The 22,110-nt window shown below is 74.8% G+C and carries 15 protein-coding genes; 10 read left to right on the forward strand and 5 right to left on the reverse strand.

Annotated features, from left to right (window positions below):
• The first annotated feature begins 1 nt into the window (after position 1).
• The 5 genes from ACOQFB_RS16845 (at position 2) to ACOQFB_RS16865 (ending at position 5,507) form a co-directional block, all read left to right on the forward strand.
• Positions 2-934: a 4Fe-4S dicluster domain-containing protein gene (locus ACOQFB_RS16845; protein ID WP_059436414.1), complete on the forward strand. Its 933-nt coding sequence runs from the start codon at positions 2-4 to the stop codon at positions 932-934.
• Complete coding sequence (gene nrfD / locus ACOQFB_RS16850; RefSeq protein ID WP_421609811.1) at positions 934-2,133, forward strand: NrfD/PsrC family molybdoenzyme membrane anchor subunit; 1,200 nt, start codon at positions 934-936, stop codon at positions 2,131-2,133. The genes ACOQFB_RS16845 and nrfD overlap by 1 nt, the downstream gene beginning before the upstream one ends.
• Positions 2,117-3,130, forward strand: coding sequence for a GTP 3',8-cyclase MoaA (gene moaA, locus ACOQFB_RS16855; RefSeq protein WP_421609810.1), 1,014 nt, complete (start codon positions 2,117-2,119; stop codon positions 3,128-3,130). Before nrfD ends, moaA begins: the two co-directional genes overlap by 17 nt.
• A gap of 48 nt (positions 3,131-3,178) precedes the next feature.
• Positions 3,179-4,540 (forward strand): OFA family MFS transporter, encoded by a 1,362-nt coding sequence (locus ACOQFB_RS16860; RefSeq protein ID WP_421609809.1) that lies wholly within the window; start codon positions 3,179-3,181, stop codon positions 4,538-4,540.
• Positions 4,541-4,835: 295 nt separating this feature from the next.
• Complete coding sequence (locus tag ACOQFB_RS16865) at positions 4,836-5,507, forward strand: hypothetical protein (RefSeq protein WP_421609808.1); 672 nt, start codon at positions 4,836-4,838, stop codon at positions 5,505-5,507.
• Between the two features lie 76 nt (positions 5,508-5,583).
• Here the strand turns inward: ACOQFB_RS16865 and ACOQFB_RS16870 are convergent, their stop codons facing one another.
• Entirely contained in the window at positions 5,584-7,071 is a 1,488-nt protein-coding gene (locus ACOQFB_RS16870) for a glutamate synthase subunit beta (protein ID WP_059436419.1), read from the reverse strand.
• A gap of 2 nt (positions 7,072-7,073) precedes the next feature.
• A complete protein-coding gene (gene gltB, locus ACOQFB_RS16875; RefSeq protein WP_421609807.1) occupies positions 7,074-11,681 on the reverse strand; it encodes a glutamate synthase large subunit in 4,608 nt (1,535 codons plus the stop codon).
• Positions 11,682-12,103: 422 nt separating this feature from the next.
• Between gltB and ACOQFB_RS16880 the strand changes: the two genes are divergently transcribed.
• Both ACOQFB_RS16880 and ACOQFB_RS16885 read left to right on the forward strand, forming a co-directional pair.
• Positions 12,104-12,604: an ATP-dependent DNA ligase gene (locus ACOQFB_RS16880; RefSeq protein ID WP_494492286.1), complete on the forward strand. Its 501-nt coding sequence runs from the start codon at positions 12,104-12,106 to the stop codon at positions 12,602-12,604.
• Between the two features lie 47 nt (positions 12,605-12,651).
• Complete coding sequence (locus ACOQFB_RS16885; RefSeq protein ID WP_494492586.1) at positions 12,652-13,080, forward strand: ATP dependent DNA ligase; 429 nt, start codon at positions 12,652-12,654, stop codon at positions 13,078-13,080.
• 31 nt (positions 13,081-13,111) lie between these two features.
• On the opposite strand, the gene ACOQFB_RS16890 is transcribed toward ACOQFB_RS16885, so the two are convergent.
• Positions 13,112-13,777 (reverse strand): hypothetical protein, encoded by a 666-nt coding sequence (locus ACOQFB_RS16890; RefSeq protein WP_421609806.1) that lies wholly within the window; start codon positions 13,775-13,777, stop codon positions 13,112-13,114.
• 329 nt (positions 13,778-14,106) lie between these two features.
• Here ACOQFB_RS16890 and ACOQFB_RS16895 point away from each other — a divergent pair, with 329 nt between their 5' ends.
• Positions 14,107-15,753 (forward strand): cytochrome c biogenesis ResB family protein, encoded by a 1,647-nt coding sequence (locus ACOQFB_RS16895; protein ID WP_421609805.1) that lies wholly within the window; start codon positions 14,107-14,109, stop codon positions 15,751-15,753.
• Between the two features lie 10 nt (positions 15,754-15,763).
• Positions 15,764-16,621, forward strand: a complete 858-nt coding sequence (gene ccsB, locus ACOQFB_RS16900) for a c-type cytochrome biogenesis protein CcsB (RefSeq protein ID WP_059436422.1) — start codon at positions 15,764-15,766, stop codon at positions 16,619-16,621.
• 123 nt (positions 16,622-16,744) lie between these two features.
• Here ccsB and ACOQFB_RS16905 read toward each other — a convergent pair whose 3' ends face one another.
• Positions 16,745-18,145 (reverse strand): sigma-54-dependent transcriptional regulator, encoded by a 1,401-nt coding sequence (locus ACOQFB_RS16905; protein WP_059436423.1) that lies wholly within the window; start codon positions 18,143-18,145, stop codon positions 16,745-16,747.
• 292 nt (positions 18,146-18,437) lie between these two features.
• On the opposite strand from ACOQFB_RS16905, the gene ACOQFB_RS16910 reads away from it, so the two are divergent.
• Positions 18,438-18,971, forward strand: coding sequence for an O-acetyl-ADP-ribose deacetylase (locus ACOQFB_RS16910; protein ID WP_059436424.1), 534 nt, complete (start codon positions 18,438-18,440; stop codon positions 18,969-18,971).
• Here the strand turns inward: ACOQFB_RS16910 and ACOQFB_RS16915 are convergent.
• Positions 18,938-22,090, reverse strand: a complete 3,153-nt coding sequence (locus tag ACOQFB_RS16915; protein ID WP_421609804.1) for an FAD-binding and (Fe-S)-binding domain-containing protein — start codon at positions 22,088-22,090, stop codon at positions 18,938-18,940. The two genes, ACOQFB_RS16910 and ACOQFB_RS16915, sit on opposite strands and share 34 nt — an antisense overlap.
• Between the last annotated feature and the right edge of the window lie 20 nt (positions 22,091-22,110).

Raw genomic sequence — 22,110 nt, forward strand, 5'->3', positions numbered from 1 at the left:
CGTGCAGGAGATGGGGTTCTTCACCGACACGACGCTCTGCATCGGCTGCAAGGCCTGCGAGGTCGCGTGCAAGCAGTGGAACCAGCTCCCCGACGACGGCTTCTCGCTCACCGGGATGAGCTACGACAACACCGGCGCGCTGGGCGCGTCCACCTGGCGCCACGTGGCCTTCGTGGAGCGGACCGAGCCGCTGCCCGGCCAGGGCAGCCCGCGCGACGGGATCGAGGCCGGCGCGGGCGCGTTCGCGGAGCTCCGGCCGCTCGGCCAGCCCGCCCCGACGTCGCTGCTCCACGACGTCGCCCCCACGCACCTCGCCGACGTGCCGGCCGCGCTCGGGCCCTCGCAGCAGGCGCTCGGGAAGTTCTCCTGGCTGATGATGAGCGACGTCTGCAAGCACTGCGAGCGCGCCGGCTGCCTGGAGGCCTGCCCCACCGGCGCGATCCTGCGGACCGAGTTCGGCTCGGTCTACATCCAGCCCGACGTGTGCAACGGCTGCGGCTACTGCGTGTCGGCCTGCCCGTTCGGCGTGGTGGACCGGCGCGAGGACGACGGGCGCGCCTGGAAGTGCACGCTCTGCTACGACCGGCTGGAGGGCGGCATGGTGCCGGCCTGCGCCAAGGCGTGCCCGACGGCGTCGATCCAGTTCGGCCCGCTCGAGGACCTGCGCGAGCGCGCCCGGACCCGGGTCGAGCAGCTCCGGTCCCGCGGCGTCGGCGGCGCGCACCTGTACGGCGAGAGCGCGCAGAGCCAGCCCGGCACCGAGGGGCTGCACGCGTTCTTCCTGCTCTGCGACCGGCCCGAGGTGTACGGGCTCCCGCCGGATCCCGTGGTGCCGACCGCGAAGATCGTGGCGAGCTGGCGCGCGATGGCGACGGGGGTGCTGTCGCTGGCGGCGCTGGCGCTCGGGGCGGTGCTCTCGGCGAGGAGGGCGTGATGAACGAGGCCGGCACGGATCCCACCCGCGAGTCGGCGCGCCCGCGCGACGGGCGCAACGTGGACCCGCGGCTGGGCGAGCTCCTGGGCGAGGGGTCGGCGCAGCGGGTGCGCGCGCTGGACGGGCCCGCGGCCGGCCGGGACCGGCCGGCGGAGCGCGCCTGGGACGAGCCACCCGCCGACGCGCTCGCGGCGCCGGAGGGGCCGAGCTACTACGGCCAGCCGGTGCTGAAGGAGCCGGTGTGGCGCTGGGAGATCCCGGCGTACTTCTTCGTGGGCGGGCTGGCCGGCGCGTCCGCCGTGCTCGGCGCCGCGGCGTCGCTCGCGGGCGGCGAGGGCACCGCCACGCTGGTGCGCCGCTGCCGCCTGGTGGCGGCGGGCGGGGCCGCGGCCAGCGCGGTGCTGCTCGTCCGCGACCTGGGCCGCCCGGCGCGCTTCCTCAACATGCTGCGCGTGTTCCGGCCCACCTCGCCCATGAACATGGGGACCTGGGTGCTGACCGGGTTCGGCGCGCTCTCCGGCGCGGCCGCGCTGCCCGCGCTCGTCGCGGGGCCCCGCGCGCTCGAGCGCTCCGCCGGCGTCGCCGCCGCGGGCTCGGCGGTGCTCGGGCTGCCGCTGGTGGGCTACACCGGCGTGCTCCTCGCGAACACGGCGGTGCCGGTCTGGCAGGCCACCCGCAACACGCTGCCGGTGCTGTTCGCGTTCTCGGGCGCGGTGAGCGCGGGCGCCCTGTTCGACCTGTGGCGCACCCCCGGGCCGGGCGGGGAGATGGCCCACCGGTTCGGCCTGGTGGCGAAGGGCGCCGAGCTGGCCCTGTCGCGCGCGCTGCACCGCGAGGCCGCGGCCGTGCCGCGCGTCGAGCGGGCGCTCCGGCGCGGCCGGGGCGGGTTCCTGCTGCGCACCGCCCGCGGCCTGCTGCTCGCCTCGGCGGTGGTGGACCTCCTGCCGGAGCGGGCCTGGCGCCGACGACACGCTGCGTCGGGCGCGCTGGCCCTCCTGGGCACCCTGGCGCTGCGGTTCGGGGTGGTGGCCGCGGGCCGGGCCTCCGCGCGGGACCCGCACGCGACCTTCGAGCTGCAGCGCGCCGGGCGCGGGGCGGCGGAGCTGGCTAGGAAGGAAGGGGCCCGCCCCCGCATGCCGTCCCCTCCCGGCATCGATCCCACGGGCAAGGAGACCGCCGAGCATGGAGCAGCTCCGTGAAACCGCGCCCGCGGCGCCGCGCAAGGGGCCGGCCCTGGCCGACGCCCAGGGGCGCCTCATCCGCTACCTGCGCGTGTCGCTCACCGACCGGTGCAACTTCCGCTGCACCTACTGCTCCCCCGCCGAGCACGAGGCGCCCGACGCGCTCCTGCAGCGCCCCGAGATCGCGCGGCTGGTGCGCGTCTTCGCCGGGCTGGGCGTCCGGCGCGTCCGGCTCACCGGCGGCGAGCCCACGCTGCGCAAGGACCTGGTCGAGATCGTCGCGGATGCCGCCGGCACCCCGGGCATCGAGGAGGTCGCGCTGACCACGAACGGCCACCGCCTCGAGGAGCTGGTGGCGCCGCTCCGCGCGGCCGGGCTGGGCGCGGTGAACGTGTCGCTCGACACGCTGGTGCCGGAGCGGCTCGGCGGCGTCTCGGGCAAGGGGGCGCGCCTGGACCGGATCCTGGCCGGCATCGACGCCGCGGCGGGCCGCTTCCGCTCGCTCAAGCTCAACACGGTCGTGATGCGCGGCGTGAACGAGGACGAGCTGGGCGCGCTGGTGCGGTACGCCTGGGACCGCGGCGCGCTCCCGCGCTTCATCGAGCAGATGCCGTTCGGCGGCGGGGTGCCGGTGCCGCTCGCCGAGGTGCGCGCCGGGCTGGAGGCGCAGGGCTTCGCGCTCGAGCCGGACGGCTGGAAGGGCTGGGGACCGGCGCGGCACATGCGCGCGCGCGACGCCGCCGGGCGCACCGGGCTCGTCGGCTTCATCGGCGCCATGACCGAGAACTTCTGCGAGGACTGCAACCGCGCCCGGGTGGCGGCGGACGGCGGGTTCCAGGCTTGCCTGGGCGGCCAGGACCGCGTCAACCTGCGGGACATGATCCGCGGCGGCGCCGGGGACGACGCGCTGGCGGAGGCGGTGCGCGGCGCGCTCTGGCGCAAGGCGCCCCGCCACCACATGGAGGACGCCGGGGCGGGGCTGGTGCTCCTGCCGATGCGCGGCCTGGGCGGCTGATCGGGGCCGGCGGCGCGGGGGTGCCGCCGGCGGAGGGAGGGGGAGGACATGACGTCGAACCGCTGGTTCATCGCGGTGGCCGGCACGATCACCATGGCGTGCCTCGGCACCGTCTACTCGTGGAGCCTGTTCACCCAGCCGCTCATCGCGGCGTTCGGCTGGTCCAGCACCACCACCACCTGGGCGTTCGCGCTCTCGATCTTCTTCCTGGGCGTGGGCGCGATCCTGGGCGGCCGCTGGCAGGACCGCTCCGGCCCGCGGCCGGTGGCGGTCACCGGCATCGTGCTGTGGGGCCTCGGGAACGTGCTCGCCGGGCTGGGGACGGCGCGCTTCGGGGCGCCCTGGATCTACGCCACCTACGGCGTGATCGGCGGCCTGGGCCTCGGCCTCGGCTACGTGACCCCGGTCGCGGCGGTGACGAAGTGGTTCCCGGACAAGCGCGGCCTCGGCACGGGCATGGTGGTGATGGGCTTCGGCCTGGGCGCGTTCATCTACAACAACCTGCTGAAGAACGTCCCCGCCTTCGCCGAGGCGTCGCGCGAGGCCGGCCGGGTCCTCGCGGCGCGGCACGGCGGCGACGCGGCCGCGGCCATGTCGCCGGGCGCGGTCTCGGCGGTGATGCAGACGTTCCTCTGGTCGGGGGTGGTGTTCGCCATCGTCGGCGGCGTCTGCGCGCTCGCCATGCGGAACCCGGCCGCGGCGGCGGCCGCGCCGGCCCCCGGGGCCGCGCCCTCGGCGGCGCCGGCCGCCGCACCCGCCGCGCGCGTGGCGCGCGACTACCCGCCCTCGGAGGCGCTGCGCACGCCGCAGTTCTGGGCGCTCTGGGCGATGCTGTTCCTGAACGTCACCGCCGGCATCCTGTTCATCTCGAACGCGGTGCCCATCATGCGCGAGCTCACCGGCGCGTCGCCGGAGAGCGCGCTGGCGGTCTACGGCTTCATCGCGCTGTTCAACGGCCTGGGCCGCTTCTTCTGGGGCGCGATCTCGGATCGCATCGGCCGCAACCTCGCCTACCTGCTCATCTACGGCTCGCAGGTGGTCATCTTCTTCGCGGTGGGCGGCGTCCACTCGCTGCCGCTGGTCGCGCTGCTGTTCGCGATCGTCCTGCTCGACTACGGCGGCGGCTTCGGCACCATGCCCTCGTTCACCGCCGACTACTTCGGCACGAAGTACATGGGCGTGAACTACGGGTGGATCCTGCTGGCCTGGGGCGTGGGCGGCATCGTCGGCCCCATCTTCGTGGCGCGGGTGAAGGACCTCACCGGCTCGTTCTCCGGCGCGCTGCCGGTGATCGCGATCATGCTGCTCGTGGCCGCCATCCTGCCCATCGTCACGCGGCGACCCGGGTCGGCGCGCGAGGAGGGCAGCCGCTGGCGGCACCTCATGCCGCCACGGCGCGTGCACGCCTGACCCTTCGACTCCGGCGAGCCTGTCGGCTCGCCTACAGGGTGAGCGGTCGAGGGTGAGCGGACGAAGGCGCTCATCCCGAGCGCCCTTCGACTCCGGCGAGCCTGTCGGCTCGCCTACGCTCAGGGTGAGCGGGAGTCGAGGCAGGGAGGGAGCCCCGCCCCTCCGGCGGGCGCGCCAGGCGGCCGTCGCCCGCGGCCGCAGGCGCTCGCCCCCGCGCCCCGCCCTCGCGTCCGCCGGCCGCCGTTCCCACCTTGAGCGCCGGTGCCCCATTGAACGTCGCCGGGAGGGGAACGACATGGACGTGAGTCGTGGGTTGGGCGTGGCCCTCGGAGCGGCGGCGCTGCTCGTGGTCGCAGGCTGCCAGGACAAGGGCGATCGCTCGAAGCAGGGCTCGGCGCCGGGCGCCACCGCGTCGCAGCAGGCCGAGCGGAGCCAGGAGCAGGCGGCGGACGCGTCGAAGCAGGCCGCGAAGGAGCATGACCAGGCCGCGGACGCGCAGAAGGACCTCCGCGAGTCCCAGGAGAAGCTGGCGGACGCCCGGCAGAAGGCCGAGCAGAAGACCGGCGCCGCCGAGCAGAAGGACCAGCAGGCGCAGCAGCAGTCGCAGACCGCCCAGCAGCAGACCGCGCAGGCGGAGCAGCAGACCGGCGCCGCGGCGGCCGGCACCGGCAGCGCCGCGGGCGCGAGCGGCCAGGCGGGCGGCGAGCAGAAGACCGCGACGGGCCAGGTGGTCAGCGCGAGCAGCCAGGAGCTGGTGCTGCGCGATCAGGCGGGCGGCCAGGAGCTGAAGCTCAAGGTCGGGGCCGACACGCCGGTGATGAAGGACGGGAAGCGCGCCTCGATCTCCGACGTGAAGGAGGGCGCGCAGGTGCGCGCGTCCTACTCGGAGCAGGGCGGCCAGCCGCAGGCCATCCGCATCGAGGTGCAGGGCGGCGCGCAGCAGCAGGGATCGTCCGGGGCGCGGTAGTCGCCGCCGCCGGCGAGGCGCGGCCCCGCCCACCCCGGAACGTTCCGGGGACGGGCGGGGCCTCGCCGTGCCCGGATCAGGGGGGCAGCACCGTCTCGCCGTGCGAGAGGAACCGGTCCACCGCCTGCGCGGCCTGGCGCCCCTCGCGGATGGCCCACACCACCAGCGACTGCCCGCGGGCCATGTCTCCCGCGGCGAACACGCCGGGCACGCTCGTCATCCGGTGCTCGTCGGTCCACACGTTGCCGCGGTCGTCCAGCTTCACGCCGAACTGCTGCAGCATGGGCTTCTCGGGCCCGACGAAGCCGAGCGCGAGCAGCACCAGGTCGGCGGGGACGATCCGGTCGGTGTGCGGGATCTCCTTCGGGCCGGAGCGGCCGTCAGGGCCCTTCACCCACTCCACCTCCACCAGGTGCAGCTCCTTCACCCTGCCCTGCGCGTCCCCGATGAAGCGCTTGGTGAGCGCGCAGAAGCGGCGCGGGTCGTGCCCGAAGACCGCCTTCGCCTCCTCCTGGCCGTAGTCGGTCTTCAGCACCCGGGGCCACTGCGGCCACGGGTTGTCCCTGGGCCGCTGGTCGGGCGGGCGCGCCATGATCTCGAGCTGGGTCACGCTGCGGGCCCCGTGGCGGATGGCGGTGCCGACGCAGTCGGTGCCGGTGTCGCCGCCGCCGATGACCACCACGTGCTTGCCCTTGGCCGAGACGTACCGGCCGTCCTCGAGGTTGGAGTCGAGCAGCGACTTCGTGTTCGCGTGCAGGAACTCCATGGCGAGGTGGATGCCCTGCAGGCTGCGCCCCTCGATGGGCAGGTCGCGCGCGTGCGTGGCCCCGCCGGCCAGCACCACCGCGTCGTAGTCCTTCACCAGCCGGTCGGCCGTGATGTGCCGGCCGATCTCGGTCTCGGTGACGAAGCGCACGCCCTCGTCGGCGAGCAGCTTCACCCGCCGCTCCACCAGCCCCTTGTCGAGCTTCATGTTCGGGATGCCGTACATGAGCAGCCCGCCCACCCGGTCGGCGCGCTCGAACACCGTCACCGCGTGGCCGGCCTTGTTGAGCTGCTGCGCGGCGGCGAGGCCCGCCGGGCCGGAGCCGACGATCGCCACCCGCTTGCCGGTGCGCTCCGGCGGCGGCTGCGGGCGCACCAGCCCGGCCGCGAACGCCCGGTCCACGATCTCCGCCTCGATGGTCTTGATGGTGACGGGCGGTTCGTGGATGCCGAGCGTGCAGCTCCCCTCGCACGGCGCCGGGCAGACGCGCCCGGTGAACTCGGGGAAGTTGTTGGTCTTGGCGAGGCGGATGTACGCCTCCTCCCACTGCCCGCGGTAGACGAGGTCGTTCCACTCCGGGATGAGGTTCTGCACCGGGCACCCCGCCGCCATGCCGGCGATGAGCTTGCCGGTGTGGCAGAACGGGATGCCGCAGTCCATGCAGCGCGCGCCCTGCTGGCGGAGCGTGTCCTCCGGGTACGGCGGGTGCGCCTCGCTCCAGTCCTTGATGCGCTCCAGCGGCGGCCGCTCGTGCTTCGGCTCGCGGGGGAACTCGATGAATCCGGTCGGCTTGCCCATGTCTAGTTCCCGCCCACGCGCGCGGCGTCCTGGGTGTTCTCCTCGAAGGCGGCCAGCTCCGCCTGCTCCGGCGTGAGCCCCTTCTCGCGCATCCGCGCCTGCGCCTCCAGCACGCGCCGGTAGTCGTTCGGCATGACCCGCACCAGCCGCTTCAGCGTGCCGGCCCAGTCGTCGAGCAGCCGGCGGGCGTGCCCGCTCTCGGTGAGCGCCGCGTGCTTCTCCACCAGCGCCCGCACCGCCGCGGCCTCGTCCGGGTCCGCCACCGGCCCGAGCGTCACCATCTCGCGGTTGCAGCGGCGCGCGAACGCGCCGTCGTCGAGCACGTACGCGACGCCGCCCGACATGCCCGCGGCGAAGTTGCGCCCGGTGGGGCCGAGCACCACCACGCGGCCGCCGGTCATGTACTCGCAGCCGTGGTCGCCCACGCCCTCCACCACCGCCGACACGCCCGAGTTGCGCACGCAGAACCGCTCGCCGGCGATGCCGCGCACGAACGCCTCGCCCGCGGTGGCGCCGTAGAACGCGACGTTGCCGATGACCACGTTCTCCTCGGGCACGAACCCGGCCTGGCGCGGCGGGAACACCACGATGCGCCCGCCGGAGAGCCCCTTGCCCACGTAGTCGTTCGCGTCGCCCTCCAGCATGAGCGTCATGCCGGGCGGGACGAACGCGCCGAACGACTGGCCGGCCGAGCCCTGGAAGTGCAGCCGGATCGTGTCGTCGGGCAGGCCCGCCGGGCCGTGGCGCCGTGTGATCTCCGAGCCGAGCATGGTGCCCACCACCCGGTTGGTGTTGCGGATGGAGAGCGTGGCGCGGACCGGCTGGCGCGCCTCGAGCGCCGGCCGCGCCAGGTCGAGCAGCACGGTGGCGTCGAGCGTCTTGTCGATGCCGTGGTCCTGCGGGATCTGGCAGGTGCGCGCGTAGTGCTTCGGGACCGTCGGCTTGAACAGGATCCGGCTGAAGTCGAGGTTGCGCGCCTTCCAGTGGTCCACCGCGCGCCGCATCTCCAGCCGCTCCGAGCGCCCCACCATCTCCTCGATGGTCCGGTAGCCCAGGTCGGCCATGTACTCGCGGACCTCCTGCGCGATGAAGCGCATGAAGGTGACCACGTGGGCCGGGTCGCCGGTGAACTTGGCGCGGAGCCGCGGGTCCTGGGTGGCCACGCCCACCGGGCAGGTGTTGAGGTGGCAGGCGCGCATCATCACGCAGCCCAGCACCACCAGCGGCGCGGTCGCGAAGCCGAACTCCTCCGCCCCGAGCAGCGCGCCGATGACCACGTCGCGCCCGGTCTTGAGCTGCCCGTCCACCTCCACCGCGATGCGCGAGCGCAGGTCGTTCATCACCAGCACCTGGTGCGTCTCGGCCAGGCCGAGCTCCCAGGGGATGCCGGCGTGCTTGATGGAGGTGAGCGGCGAGGCGCCGGTGCCGCCGTCGTGGCCGGAGATCAGCACCACGTCGGCGTGCGCCTTGGCCACGCCCGCCGCGATGGTGCCCACGCCCACCTCGGCCACCAGCTTCACCGAGACCCGCGCGCGGTGGTTCGCGTTCTTGAGGTCGTGGATGAGCTGCGCCAGGTCCTCGATCGAGTAGATGTCGTGGTGCGGCGGCGGCGAGATGAGCCCCACGCCCGGCGTGGAGTGCCGCACCTTCGCGATCCAGGGGTACACCTTCGAGCCGGGGAGCTGGCCGCCCTCGCCCGGCTTCGCGCCCTGCGCCATCTTGATCTGCAGCTCGCGCGCGTTCACCAGGTACTGGCTGGTGACCCCGAAGCGGCCGGAGGCCACCTGCTTGATGGCGGAGCTCTTGGAGTCGCCGCCCGGCAGCTTCTCGTAGCGCGCCGGGTCCTCGCCGCCCTCGCCGGTGTTCGACTTTCCGCCGATCCGGTTCATGGCGACGGCCAGGGACTCGTGCGCCTCCTTGGAGATCGACCCGTAGCTCATCGCGCCGGTCTTGAAGCGGCGCAGGATCGACTCCACCGGCTCGACCTCGTCGATCGGCACCGGCCGCGGGCCGGGGACGAGGTCCATCAGGCCGCGGAGCGTGCAGAGGTTCCGCGCCTGGTTGTCCACCAGCGCGCTGTACTCCTTGAAGAGCTGGTAGTTCCCGGTGCGGCAGGCGTACTGGAGCTTGTGCACCGTCTCCGGGTTGAAGAGGTGGTGCTCGCCGCCGTTGCGCCACTTGTACTGGCCGCCCGCGGGCAGGCTGGTGTGCACGATGGGGCGCTTGGGCGGGAAGCCGCGCTCGTTGCGCAGCCGCGCCTCGCGCGCCACCACGTCGATGCCCACGCCGCCCACGCGCGTCGCGGTCCAGGTGAAGTACTCGTCGATGAAGTCCTGGTTCAGGCCGATGGCCTCGAACACCTGGGCGCCGTGGTAGCTCTGGATGGTCGAGATGCCCATCTTCGAGATCACCTTCACGATGCCCTTCGCCACCGCCTTCGCGTACTTCTTCTCGGCGTCGGCGGCCGGCCCGGGGATGAGCCCGAGCTGGACCTGGTCGTGGATGGTCTCGAAGGCGAGGTACGGGTTCACCGCCGACGCGCCGTAGCCGATGAGCAGCGCGAAGTGGTGCACCTCGCGCGGCTCGCCCGACTCGAGCACGATGCCGCAGCGGGTGCGGGTGCCCTCGCGGATCAGGTGGTGCTGCACCGCCGCCACCGCGAGGAGCGAGGGGATGGGCGCGTCGTCGGCGTCGTGGCCGCGGTCGGAGAGCACGAGCAGGTTGTGCCCCTCGGCGATCGCCTCCGACGCCTTCCAGCGCAGGTCCTCGAGTGCCTTGCGCAGCCCGTTCCCGCCGTCCGCGGCGCGGAACAGGATGGGCAGCGTGATGGCCTTCAGGCCCTTCGCGGCGGGGCCGCCGTCCAGCGCCCGGATCCGCTCCAGGTCCTCGTTGCGGATCACCGGCGCCGGGAGCGCGAGCTGGCGGGCGCACTCCGGGCCGGGCTCGAGGAGGTTGCCCTCCGGCCCGACGGAGGTCTCCACCGCCATGATGATCTCCTCGCGGATGGCGTCCACCGGCGGGTTGGTCACCTGGGCGAAGAGCTGCTTGAAGTAGTTGAACAGCGGCTGCGGCTTCTCCGAGAGCACCGCCAGCGGCGTGTCGGTGCCCATCGAGCCGATGGGCTCGGTGCCGTCGGTCGCCATGGGCGTGACGATCATCTTCACGTCCTCGGCGGTGTAGCCGAACACCTCCTGGCGCCGGAGCACGGTCTCGTGGTCGGGCTCGATCACGCGGGCGGGCTTCGGGAGCTGGTCGAGCCGGACGGTGTACTGGTCCAGCCAGGACGCGTACGGCTTCTCGCGGGCGATGCGCTCCTTCAGCTCCTCGTCCCCGACGATGCGCTGCTCGCGGGTGTCCACCAGGAACATGCGGCCCGGCTGCAGCCGGCCCTTCCTCAGGATCCGGTCGGCGGGCACGTCGAGCACGCCCACCTCCGAGGCCATCACCACCAGGTCGTCCCTGGTGACGTAGTAGCGGCTCGGGCGCAGGCCGTTGCGGTCGAGCACCGCGCCCACCCGCACGCCGTCGGTGAACGCGATCGAGGCGGGGCCGTCCCACGGCTCCATCAGGCAGGAGTGGAACTCGTAGAACGCCCGCTTCTCCGGGCTCATCCCCTCGTGCCGCGCCCAGGGCTCCGGCACCATCATCATCATGGCGTGCGGCAGCTCGCGCCCGGAGAGCGTGAGCAGCTCGAGCACGTTGTCGAACATGGCCGAGTCGGAGCCCTCGGTGTCCACGACGGTGAGGATCTTCTGCAGGTCCTCGCCGAACAGCGACGAGCGCATCATCGACTGGCGCGCGTGCATCCAGTTGATGTTGCCGCGCAGCGTGTTGATCTCGCCGTTGTGCGAGATGTAGCGGTACGGGTGCGCCCGCGACCAGGACGGGAAGGTGTTGGTGGAGAAGCGGGAGTGCACCATGGCGAGGCCGGTGACGACCTCGGGCCGCGACAGGTCGAGGTAGAACTCGCGCAGCTGCCCGGCGTTCAGCATCCCCTTGTAGACGACCGTCTTCCAGGAGAGCGACGGCACGTAGAAGTGGGTGCGGCCCGGGATGGCGGAGCGGCTCACCCGCTTCTCCACCAGGCGGCGGACCACGTAGAGCCTGCGCTCGAAGGCCGCCTCGTCGGCGCAGGAGGCGCCGCGGCCGATCAGGATCTGCCGGATCACCGGCTGGCTGGACCGCGCGGTGGGGCCGAGCGTGGCGCCGTCGGTCGGGACCTCGCGCCAGCCGAGCACGTCGAGGCCCTCGGCGCGCACCACCTCCTCGAAGATGCGGACGCAGGCGGCGCGGCCGCCCTCGTGCGGCGGCAGGAACACCATGCCGGCGGCGTAGGCGCCCGGCGCGGGCAGCGCGAAGCCGAGCTTCTCCGCCTCTGCGCGGAGGAAGGCGTGCGGGGTCTGGAAGAGGATGCCGGCGCCGTCGCCGGTGTTCGCCTCGGCGCCCGCGGCGCCGCGGTGCTCGAGGTTCACGAGCACGGTGAGCGCGTTCTCGAGGATCTCGTGGGACGCGCGCCCCTTGATGTCCACCACGAACCCGAAGCCGCAGGCGTCCTTCTCGTTCTGCGGATCGTACAGGCCCTGCTTCGGGGGATAGCCGGTCTCGGTCATCTTCACCTTCAGTCGTACGGGAAAGTCGTCACCAGCCCGGCACGCGCCCGTGGCCGGTCGAGCCGTTCGATGGATGTTCGGGATGCATCGACCACGCACCAGGGACCGATCCTTCCCGCCGGGATCCCCTGGCGCCGCGCCGCAGCCGCCGGCGCGCGCACCGCGTCTCTGACATGGACCGGCGAGTGTCCCCGAGCCGGGACGAGCGCGTCAAGGCAGCGGGCGTGAAACTCGTGATGCGCGCGCCGCGCGCGCGCGCCGCCGTGCACGGAAAGCGTGCACGCGGGCGCCCGGTAATCGTGCAACGTGCCGCCTCGACGGGCAGCGGATTGCGCGCGGAGGCTGTGGACTGCAACGTCGATGGGAGCGCTCCCGTGGCCTGGCCACCCCTCGATCTCCCCGTGGTGCCGCCCTTTCCGCCCATGGAAGCGCGCCTTGCGGACGTGCTCCCGGCGGACGAGGGATGGCAGTTCGAGCCGAAGTGGGATGGCTTTCGCTGCCTCCTATTCAAGCAGGATGCCGAGGTGGTGCTGCAGTCCAAGGCAGGCCAGCCGCTCGGCCGCTACTTCCCCGAGCTGGTGGCGGCCGGCCGCTCGCTCCGCGCGCCGAGGCTCGTGCTCGACGGCGAGATCGTCGTGCCCTCCGGGCTGGGCCTCTCCTTCGACGCGCTCCTGCAGCGGATCCACCCGGCCGAGTCCCGGGTGCAGCGCCTCGCCCGGGAGACCCCGGCGCGGCTCGTCGCCTTCGACCTCCTCGTGGACGGGGACGGCCGCCGGCTGGTGGGGCGCCGCTGGAGGTGCGCCGCGCCGCGCTGCTGCGCGAGGCGCCCGGGTTCCCGCCCGAGCTCTCGGTGTCGCCGGCGACGCTGCGCCGGGCCGACGCGGAGGCCTGGCTGGCGACGCCCTCCGGGACCGACGGCGTGATCGCGAAGCGGCTCGGCGTGCCGTACGCGTCCGGCGAGCGCGACGCCATGGTGAAGGTGAAGCGGGTGGTGACGCTGGACGCGGTGGTGGGCGGGTTCCGGCGCGGGCAGCGCGGCGGGCCGCCGGCCTCGCTGCTGCTCGGCCTGCACGGCCCCGACGGCCGGCTCCACCACGTGGGGCACGTCACGCTCGCGCCGCGGCAGCGCGAGCGGTTCGCCGCGCTGCTCGAGCCGCTCGCGGCGCCGGGCGCGCCGGGGTTCACCGGCGAGGCGCCGGGCGGTCCTTCGCGCTGGGCGCGCGGGCGCTCCACCGAGTGGATCCCGGTCCGGCCGGAGCTCGTCGTGGAGGTGGCCTACCGGCACGCGGCCGGCGGGCGCCTGCGCCACGGCGCGCGGCTGCTGCGCGTCCGCCCGGACAAGGCGCCCGCGCAGTGCCTGCTGCGCGACCTGCCCGGCGGCGAGGACCGCCTCGCCTGAACGAGGCCCGGCGCCGGGCCTCGCCCGCCGGCTATCTCCGCCCGCGCCGCGCCTGCACCCCCGGCGCAGGCTGCTCGACCAGGATGCCGCGCTCGCTCGCGGCGGTCGGGTGGCGCGCCGACACCCGCGGCGTCGCGTCGGCGAGATCCTCCGCGCCCGCCTTCGCGAGCACGAGGTCCACGCGCACGGTCCCCTCGGGCACGTCCTTCGCGAGCAGGAAGCCGTCGCCGTCCGCGCTCGGCATCACCCGGCCGAGCGGCTTGCGCGTGCCGTCCTTCGCCCGCGCCGCCACCACGTACTCCTCGCCCTGGGGCGGGGCGACCAGCCCGTACAGGATCACCCGCACCGCCTTCTGGTCGGGCATCGCCACCACGATGCCGCTCTCGGTCGGCTCCTTGGCCTTGGGATCCGCGAACAGGAGCGCGGCGGCCTGGCCCGGGCTGCGGAGCAGCCCGTCGTCGGCCCGCGCCTGGGTGAGGAGCTTGTCGCGCTCGTCGATGGTCTTCTGCAGCTCGGAGACCTGCGCCTGGGCGCGCTCGGCCTCGGTGCGGTACGAGTCCGCCTTCGACACCGTGGCGGCGGCCCAGACCACGCCGGCCGCCACGATGAGGACGAGCGGGATCACGATGAGCCAGACTTTCTTGTCGGAGCCCTCCTTGGCGAGGACGCTCCCGAACTCGATGCGGTCGCTTGGCATGCTCCAAAGGTAAGGAGCGTGCCGGCGCGGGCGAGGGCCGGCCTCGCACCGAGCGTGCGGGCCGGCCGCGCGGGCGGGCCGGCCGCCGGCCGCCCGCCGGGAAGAGCCGCGGGCCCTCGCCGGTTCGGGTCCTCGAGGGCGGGGCGACGGCCTCCCCCGCCCTCACGCAGCGTTTGCGCTGATCCAGGGCAAGGTCGCTTTTCCTGCGGTGCGTACCCGCAGGGACGGCCGGGTCCGCCCGCAATCCCGGGAACTTGGCCGATCCGGACGGGGCACGACGATTGCTCTTGGTGCGCGCGCGCCGAACGGCCGCAACGGAGGAGGTGCCCGTGACCGACAGCCCGACCCGCTCCACGCCCAGGCCCGCCGGCGCCGCGGAGGCGCCCGCCGTGGCGGAGGCGCCCGCCGTGATGGAGGTGCGCCTCACCGCGCTGCTCGTCACCGGCGCGCTGCTCGCGGGCGCGCTGCTCCAGGTCTGGGTCCCGCCGGGCGCGCTCACGCTGGTGGTGGCGAGCGGCATCGCCGGCGCGGTCGTGCTCGCGGTGGCCCTGCTCACGCCCGGCCGCCTGCGCGCGACCATCGCCGGCTTCCGCTTCACCTCCACGCTGCTGGTGGCCCTGGCGGTGTTCGCGATCATCGGCACGCTGGTGCTGCAGGGGAAGCCGGCCGAGTTCTACCGGCTGCGCTACGGCGCGGCCGCGCCGCTGATCCTCGGGCTGCACCTCGACGACGTCTTCCACGGCCTGCCGTTCGCCGGCCTGATGGCGCTGTTCGGGGCGGCGGTGATCGCCTCCGCCGCGCAGCGCTGGCCGCTGCGCGCGCGCAACGCCGGCTTCTTCCTCTGCCACCTCGGGCTCATCACCTCGCTGGGCGGCGCCGCCGCCTCGGCCGCGCTCTCGATCCGCGGCCGCATCGACCTGCACGCGGGCGGCGAGACGGCCACGCACGTGCGCGTCACCAAGGCGGGCATGGACACCGGCGGCGCGGCGCCGCTCGGCTTCGACCTGCGCCTCGACCGGTTCGACCTGGTGAACTACGAGACCGAGTACCGCGTCGGCTACTACCGCCAGGAGCTGGTCCGGGACGAGCACGGCACGCACAAGCAGTGGAAGCTGGCCGCGAGCTTCGACCCCGACCTCGCGAAGCACCTGCTCCCGGGCGGCGACACGTTCCGCCTGAAGGCGATCTGGCCCGACTTCACGCTGCAGGACCAGGTGACGCCGGTCGCGGCGGGCGGGCAGCCGGCGCTGGAGGCCACGCTGGAGGGGCAGACGCGCTGGCTGCTGCCGGGCGAGCGCCTCGCCACCCCGGACGGCCGCGCCGCGGTGGTGTTCGGCTGGGAGCGCCCCGCCGCCCCGCCGGGCGTGCTCACCGCGTTCCTCGTCTCCGGCGCCGAGCGGAAGGTGATCGTCCACACCGCCGACGGCGAGTCGGAGGTCGCGCTCGCCGAGGGGCTCGCGCTCGCCGGCGGCGCGGTGAGGCTCGGCGCGCTCGTGCCGCAGGCGCAGCGCACGCGCGTCCCCGCCACCGCCTCGGCCGAGTGGAAGCGGCCGGTGGTGCAGCTCGAGGCCGTGCGCGACGGCGTGCCGGCCGAGAAGACGATGGCCGCGGACCGGCCGGAGGCGCTGTTCCTCGACGCCGATCACGCGCTGGTGTTCGAGCGCCGGGACGGCGAGGTGAAGGCGTTCCTCTCGACCGTCACCGCCACGCGGGGCGACGAGTCGCTCCGCACGGTGGTGGCCGTGAACGAGCCGGTCACCTTCGCGGGCTGGACGCTCTACCAGGTGAACTACAACCCGCAGGACCCGACCTACTCCGGGCTGGAGGCGGTGCACGACCCCGGGGTCGCCTGGGTGTTCGCCGGGTTCGCGCTCATCAGCCTGGGCGTGGCCTACATGTTCTACGTCGAGCCGCGGCTGAAGGGGCGCCGCCGCTCGCAGCCCGGCGTCCCCGCCTCCCCCGCGCAGGCAGCCTGAGGAGACCGCGATGCTCCAGTACATCCTGGCCGAGCACCCCTTCTTCGTGGCCACCGGCGCGCTGTACGCGGCCGCCGCGGGCTTCTACGCCGCCGCCTGGCGCTCCACCCGCGCGTTCGTCGGGCGCGCCGCCACCGCGCTGCTCTGCGCCGCGCTGGCGTTCAACGCCGGCCTCATCGTGGAGCGCTGGATCGAGGCGGGCCGCGCGCCGTTCAAGTCGCTGTTCGAGTCGCTGGTGTTCTTCGCGTTCACCACCGGCGTGGTGTACCTCGCCTTCGAGCGGCTCTACCGCACCCGCGTGTTCGGCGCGCTCGCCGCGCTCCTCACCCTGGCGCTGCTCGGCTACGCGCTGGGCAAGTGGGACGCGGAGATCGTGAAGCTGCCGCCGGCGCTCCAGTCCGCCTGGTTCGTGCCGCACGTGGTGGTCTACTTCGTCGGCTACGCGGCGGTGTCGCTGGCGGCGCTGCTCGCCGCGGTGCAGCTCCTCGCCCCGCGCGTGCCGCTCCTCCAGCGGCTCACCACGCTCCGCGCCGGCACCATCCTCACCGGCAAGGCGCTCGACCTCGAGCAGATGACCTACGAGCTCATCCGCTTCGGGTTCGTGCTGCTCACCGTCGGCCTGCTGGTCGGGTCGGTGTGGGCGAAGAGCGCCTGGGGCGACTTCTGGGTGTGGGATCCGAAGGAGAACTGGTCGCTGGTGACCTGGCTCGTCTACGGCGCCTACCTGCACCTGCGCAAGGTGCGTGGCTGGCGCGGCGACCGCGCCGCCTGGCTGGTCCTGCTCGGCTTCGCGGTGGTGATGTTCACGTACCTCGGGATGAGCATGCTGCCCACCGCCGAGGAGAGCGCGCACGTCTACACCGGGTAGCACCGATCTCCAGGGAGAGCGCGCACCCCCCGCGCGCTCGGGGCCGCCCGGCACACCACTGCCGGGCGGCTTTTTTTTCGGCCCGTGGGGGAGGCGCGGCGAGGGACGGACCGCGGCGCGGCGCTACTTGTGCGCCTCGGCGTAGGCGTCGTCGAGCTCGGGGTGCCGGCGCCCGGGGACGCCGCTCCGGTACTCCTTCAGCCGGTACTGGATCTTCCGCACCGAGACGCCCAGCACCTCGGCGGCGCGCGCGGTCGAGCCGCCGCACTGCTCCAGGGTGCGCAGGATCGCCTCGCGCTCGATCTCGAAGAGCGTGGCGCCCGGGATGAGGGCCGAGGCGCCGCTCTCCTCCGGCCGCGCGCCGTGCAGCACCGGGGAGAGGTCCTCGGCGGTGATCTCGCGGCCGCGCGCCACCGACACCGCGTGCTCGACCACGCTCGCCAGCTCGCGCACGTTGCCCGGCCAGTCGTAGGCGAACAGCGCCGAGAGCGTCCCCGGGGTCACGCCCACCACCTCGCTGCCCTGGGTGCGGGCCGCCGCCTCGAGGAAGTGGTTCACGAGCGCGGGGATGTCGCCCTTGCGCTCGCGCAGCGGCGGCAGCGCCACCGCCACCACGTTCAGCCGGTAGTAGAGATCGTCGCGGAACCGGCCGGCGCGGACCTCCTCGGCGAGGTCGTGCTGCGCGCCCGCCACCACCCGCACGTCCACCCGCAGCGTCTCCCGGCCGCCCATCCGCTCCATCTCGCCCTGCTGCAGGACGCGGAGCAGCTTCACCTGGACCGGCGGCGGCAGGCTCCCCACCTCGTGCAGGTACAGGGTCCCGCCGTCGGCGAGCTCGAGCTTGCCGAGGTGGCGCTCCTCGGAGTCGGCGAACGCCCCCGGCTCGTGGCCGAAGAGGTCGGACTCGAGCAGCGCCTCGGAGAGCGCCGCGCAGTTCACCCGCACGAACGGCCGGTCGCGGCGGGGCGAGGCCTCGTGCAGCGCCTGGGCGACGTGCTCCTTGCCGGTGCCGGACTCGCCGAGCACCAGGACGGTCGCCTTGGTGGGCGCCACGCGGCGCACCAGCTCGATGACGCCCTGCATCTCGGGGGCGGCGCCCACCAGGGCGGCGCGCGCGCGGACGCGCTCGCGCAGCTCGGCGCGGTCGCGGCGCAGCCCGCGCTTCTCGAGCGCCTTCTGGAGCACCACCAGCGCCTGGCCGGCGTCCACCGGGCGGACCAGGAAGCTCTCCGCGCCGGCGCGCAGCGCCTGGACCGCGGCCTCCAGCCGGTCGTGCGGCGCGGCGACCACCACCGCCGCGTCGGACCCCAGCTCGCGCAGGCGGCCGGCCAGCTCGCCTCCCTCGCAGCCGGGGAGCGTCACGTCGGCCAGCACCGCCGCGGGCTGGAAGCTCGGGACCAGCGCGAGCGCGCCCTCCGCGCTCGACGCCTCGACCGCGTCGAAGCCGCGCTCGCACAGGGCTGCCCGGAGGGCGGCCCCGTCGAGCGGGTTGCCGTCGATGACGAGGATGCGGTCGCGCTTCATCTTGCCGGTCCGGGGGATAGCAACTCCCGTACCCGGGAATCAACCGACCTTGCGTGCACGAATTGCGCGCCGGCTGCCCGCACGGTGCGTGCGCCGCGCCGCATCCCCGCGCACCTTCGCGGCCCCGCGGTGCTTTTCCGCGCCTGGCTCCGCGCCGGGCCCGGCGCCGGGGCCGTCCCGGGCCGGCGCGCATTCCGTGCGGCCGTTCGCCGGCGCGCGCCTGCGGCCCGGCGGCGCAGGGATCTCCCCCCGCCCGCTTGCCGCGCGCGCCGCGCGTGGCTACGAGGGCAGCATGGACCGGACCTGGCTCGGCGGCCGCATCGCGCTCGTGCAGGGGGACATCACGCGCCTGCAGGTGGACGTCATCGTGAACGCGGCGAACGCCTCGCTGCTCGGGGGCGGCGGCGTGGACGGGGCCATCCACCGCGCCGCCGGCCCGGAGCTGCTCGAGGCGTGCCGGACGCTGGGCGGCGCGCGCACCGGCGAGGCGAAGATCACCCCGGGCTTCCGCCTCGCGGCGCGCCACGTGATCCACGCGGTCGGCCCGGTGTGGCGGGGCGGCGGCGCGGGCGAGGACGCCGCGCTCGCGTCCTGCTACCGCGCCTCGATGCGCCTCGCCGCCGAGCACGGGCTCCGCTCGATCGCGTTCCCGGCCATCTCGACCGGCGCCTACGGCTTCCCCATCGAGCGGGCCACGCCCATCGCGGTGGACGAGGTGCGGCGCGCGCTCGAGGCCGGCGGCCCGGTGCAGCGGGCCGTGTTCTGCTGCTTCTCGGCGGCGGACGCGGCCGCCTACGAGCGCGTCCTCGCCACGCTGCCCGCGTAGCCGGCCCCGGCGAGCACGGCCGCGGCCGCGCCGACGAGCGCCGCCTCGCGGACGACGTCCCGCGCCGTCCGCCGCGGCCGCCGGGCGCGCGCCCACGCCTCCGCGTCCAGCGCGGCGGCGCCGGGCTCCGCCGCCAGCCTCAGCGCCTCGGCGAGGTGGAGCCCGCGGCGGCCGGTGCCCTGCTCGATCTGCGTCCGGCAGGAGAACCCGTCGGCGAGCACCAGCTCGTGCGCCGGGGCGCGCCGCACCGCGGGGAGGACGCCGCGCTCGCCCACCGCCATCGACACGCGGTAGCGGTCGCCCGCCTCGAAGCCGAACGAGCCCGCCATCCCGCAGCAGCCCGCGTCGAGCACCTCGGCGTCGACGCCCATGCGCGCGAGCACCCTCCGCTCGGCCTCCTCGCCCATCACCGCGTGGTGGTGGCAGTGGACCTGCACGAGCGCGCGGCGGTCGAGCCGCGGCACCGGGAAGCCGTCGCCGGCCTCGTCCACCAGCTCGGAGAGGAGCCGCGTCCGGCCGGCGAGCGCGTCGGCGCGCCGGTCGCCGTGCAGCAGGTTGGGCAGCTCGTCGCGGAACACCGCCGCGCAGCTCGGCTCGAGCACGACCACCGGCGTGCCGGCCTCGGCCTCGGGGGCCAGCGCGTCCAGGTCCTGCCGGAGCAGCCGCCGCGCCAGGTCGAGCATGCCGTGGTCGTAGAGCGGGCGTCCGCAGCACAGGCGCCGGCGCGGGATGCGCACCCGCCAGCCGGCGGCCTCCAGCACCTCCACCGCCGCGACGCCGATCTCCGGGTGGAAGAAGTCGGTGAAGGTGTCCGGGAACAGCAGCACCGTCCGCCCTCGCCCGGCCATGGAGGCCGGCGCCGCCGCGCGCCGGCGCGCGAACCAGCGCCGGAACGTCACCGGCGCGAACGCCGGCAGCGCGCGCTGGGGGGCGATCCCTCCGGCGCGCCGGGCCAGCGCCGAGAGGCCCGGCGTGCGCGCCAGCGCGTTCGCCAGCCCCGGCGCGAGCGACGCGGCGCGCGCCCACCAGGCCACCAGGCCCATGGAGTACGCGGCGCGCGGTCGCGGGCGGCCGCGGTAGTGGTGCGAGAGGAACTCGGCCTTGTACGTGGCCATGTCCACGTTCATCGGGCAGTCGCTCTTGCAGCCCTTGCAGGCGAGGCACAGGTGCAGCGCGTCGGCCACCTCGGGCGAGCGCCAGCCGCCGCGGAGCGGGTCCCCCAGCATCAGCTCGTGCAGCAGGTGCGCCCGGCCGCGGGTGGAGTGCTTCTCCTCCCGCGTCACCCGGTAGCTCGGGCACATCACGCCGCCCTCGTCGCGCCGGCACTCGCCCACGCCCACGCAGCGCGCCGCCACCCGGCCGAAGCTGCCCTGGTCCTCCGGGAAGGCGAACGCGGTGCGCGGGCGGAGCTCCACGTAGCCGGCCCCGAGCCGCAGGTTCTCGTCGAGCCGGTAGGGGTCCACCTTCTTGCCCGGGTTCATCCGCCACCCCGGGTCCCAGAGCCGCTTGAAGTCGCGGAACGCGTCCACCAGCCGCGGCCCGAACATCTTCGCCAGCAGCTCGCCCCGCGACTGGCCGTCGCCGTGCTCGCCGGAGAGCGAGCCGCCCTGCGAGACCACCAGGTCCGCGGCCGCCTCGACGAAGGCGCGGTAGCGCGCGATCCCCGGCGCGGTGGTCAGGTCGAAGTCGATGCGGGTGTGGACGCAGCCCTGGCCGAAGTGCCCGTACAGCGCGCCGTGGTAGCCGAAGCCGTGCAGCAGCCGGTCGAAGGCGCGCAGGTACTCGCCGAGCCGCTCCGGCGCCACGGCCGAGTCCTCCCACCCCTCCCACGCGTCCGGCCGGCCCGGGACGCGCGCGGTCGCGCCCAGCCCGGACTCGCGCACCTTCCAGACGATCGCCTCCTCCGCGGGGTCGTCGTAGAGCTTCATGGCGGGGGCGCCCGGGCCGCGGCCGAGCGCGTCCATGCAGCGGCGCGCGCTCGCCTCGGCCTCGGCGCGATCGGCGCCGCCGAACTCCACCAGCAGCCACCCGCGGCCGTCCGGGAGCAGGCGGAGCCGCTCCGGGTGGAGGCGCTTGCGGCGCATGTCCTCCACCAGCCGCTCGTCGATCCCCTCGAGGCCGATGGGCCCGAGCGCCGCCACCTCCGGGACGCGATCGGCCGCCGCGAACACGTCCGCGAAGCCGAGCACGAGCAGCGCGCGCGCCGGCGGGCTGTCCACCAGCCGGACCTCCGCCTGCAGGAACGTGACCAGCGTGCCCTCGCTGCCGGTGAGCGCGCGCGCCAGGTGGAAGCCGCGCTCGGGCAGCAGCTCGTCCAGGTTGTAGCCGGAGACGCGCCGGGGGATGCGCGGGTACCGGGCCCGCACCTCGCCCGCCACCCGGTCGCGCAGCGCCGCGAGCCCGGCGTAGAGCGCCCCCTTCCGCCCGCCGGCGCGCACCACCGCCTCGCGCTCCGCGTCGGAGGTCTCGCCCACCCAGGTGCGCAGGCCGTCGGAGGTGAGCACCTCGAGCCGGCGCACGTTGTCCGCGGTCCGGCCGGCCATCATGGAGTGCACGCCGCAGGAGTCGTTCCCGATCATCCCGCCCAGCGTGCAGTGGCTGTGCGTGGACGGGTCGGGGCCGAAGGTGAGGTGGTGGCGCTCCGCGGCGGCGCGGAGCACGTCGAGCACGCACCCCGGCTCGACGCGCGCCAGGCGCCGCGCCGGGTCGAGCTCCAGCACGCGGCAGAGGTACTTCGAGAAGTCCATCACCACCGCCACGTTGCAGCACTGCCCCGCCAGGCTCGTGCCGCCGCCGCGCGAGAGGACCGGCGCGCCGTGCGCGCGGCAGGTGGCGACGGTCGCGACGACGTCGTCCACCGTGCGCGGGACCACCACGCCGATCGGCACCTGCCGGTAGTTGGACCCGTCGGTCGCGTACAGCGCGCGCGCGCCGTCGTCGAACCGCACCTCGCCCTCGACCGCGCGCGCGAGGTCGCTCGCCAGCGCCCGCGCGGCCTCGGCGGGCACCGGCGCGCCGCGCCGGTACGGCTCGCGCTCGGCGCGCAGGCGCGCCGCCGGGTCCGCCGACCGGCCCAGCCCAGGGATGAGGTACCGCCCGCCCGCCTCCGGATGCTCCATCGCCCCTCCCCCTCCACCCC

This window comes from Anaeromyxobacter sp. Red801, assembly GCF_049201065.2.
GTDB lineage: Bacteria > Myxococcota > Myxococcia > Myxococcales > Anaeromyxobacteraceae > Anaeromyxobacter.

Coding starts and splice junctions, on each gene's coding strand:
- ACOQFB_RS16870 (WP_059436419.1), bottom strand. CDS start 7,071: ATGGGCAAGCCGACCGGATTCATCGAGTTCCCCCGCGAGCCGAAGCAC.
- ACOQFB_RS16865 (WP_421609808.1), top strand. CDS start 4,836: ATGGACGTGAGTCGTGGGTTGGGCGTGGCCCTCGGAGCGGCGGCGCTG.
- ACOQFB_RS16880 (WP_494492286.1), top strand. CDS start 12,104: ATGGAAGCGCGCCTTGCGGACGTGCTCCCGGCGGACGAGGGATGGCAG.
- ACOQFB_RS16910 (WP_059436424.1), top strand. CDS start 18,438: ATGGACCGGACCTGGCTCGGCGGCCGCATCGCGCTCGTGCAGGGGGAC.
- nrfD (WP_421609811.1), top strand. CDS start 934: ATGAACGAGGCCGGCACGGATCCCACCCGCGAGTCGGCGCGCCCGCGC.
- gltB (WP_421609807.1), bottom strand. CDS start 11,681: ATGACCGAGACCGGCTATCCCCCGAAGCAGGGCCTGTACGATCCGCAG.
- ccsB (WP_059436422.1), top strand. CDS start 15,764: ATGCTCCAGTACATCCTGGCCGAGCACCCCTTCTTCGTGGCCACCGGC.
- ACOQFB_RS16905 (WP_059436423.1), bottom strand. CDS start 18,145: ATGAAGCGCGACCGCATCCTCGTCATCGACGGCAACCCGCTCGACGGG.
- ACOQFB_RS16860 (WP_421609809.1), top strand. CDS start 3,179: ATGACGTCGAACCGCTGGTTCATCGCGGTGGCCGGCACGATCACCATG.
- ACOQFB_RS16890 (WP_421609806.1), bottom strand. CDS start 13,777: ATGCCAAGCGACCGCATCGAGTTCGGGAGCGTCCTCGCCAAGGAGGGC.
- ACOQFB_RS16915 (WP_421609804.1), bottom strand. CDS start 22,090: ATGGAGCATCCGGAGGCGGGCGGGCGGTACCTCATCCCTGGGCTGGGC.
- ACOQFB_RS16885 (WP_494492586.1), top strand. CDS start 12,652: ATGGTGAAGGTGAAGCGGGTGGTGACGCTGGACGCGGTGGTGGGCGGG.
- moaA (WP_421609810.1), top strand. CDS start 2,117: ATGGAGCAGCTCCGTGAAACCGCGCCCGCGGCGCCGCGCAAGGGGCCG.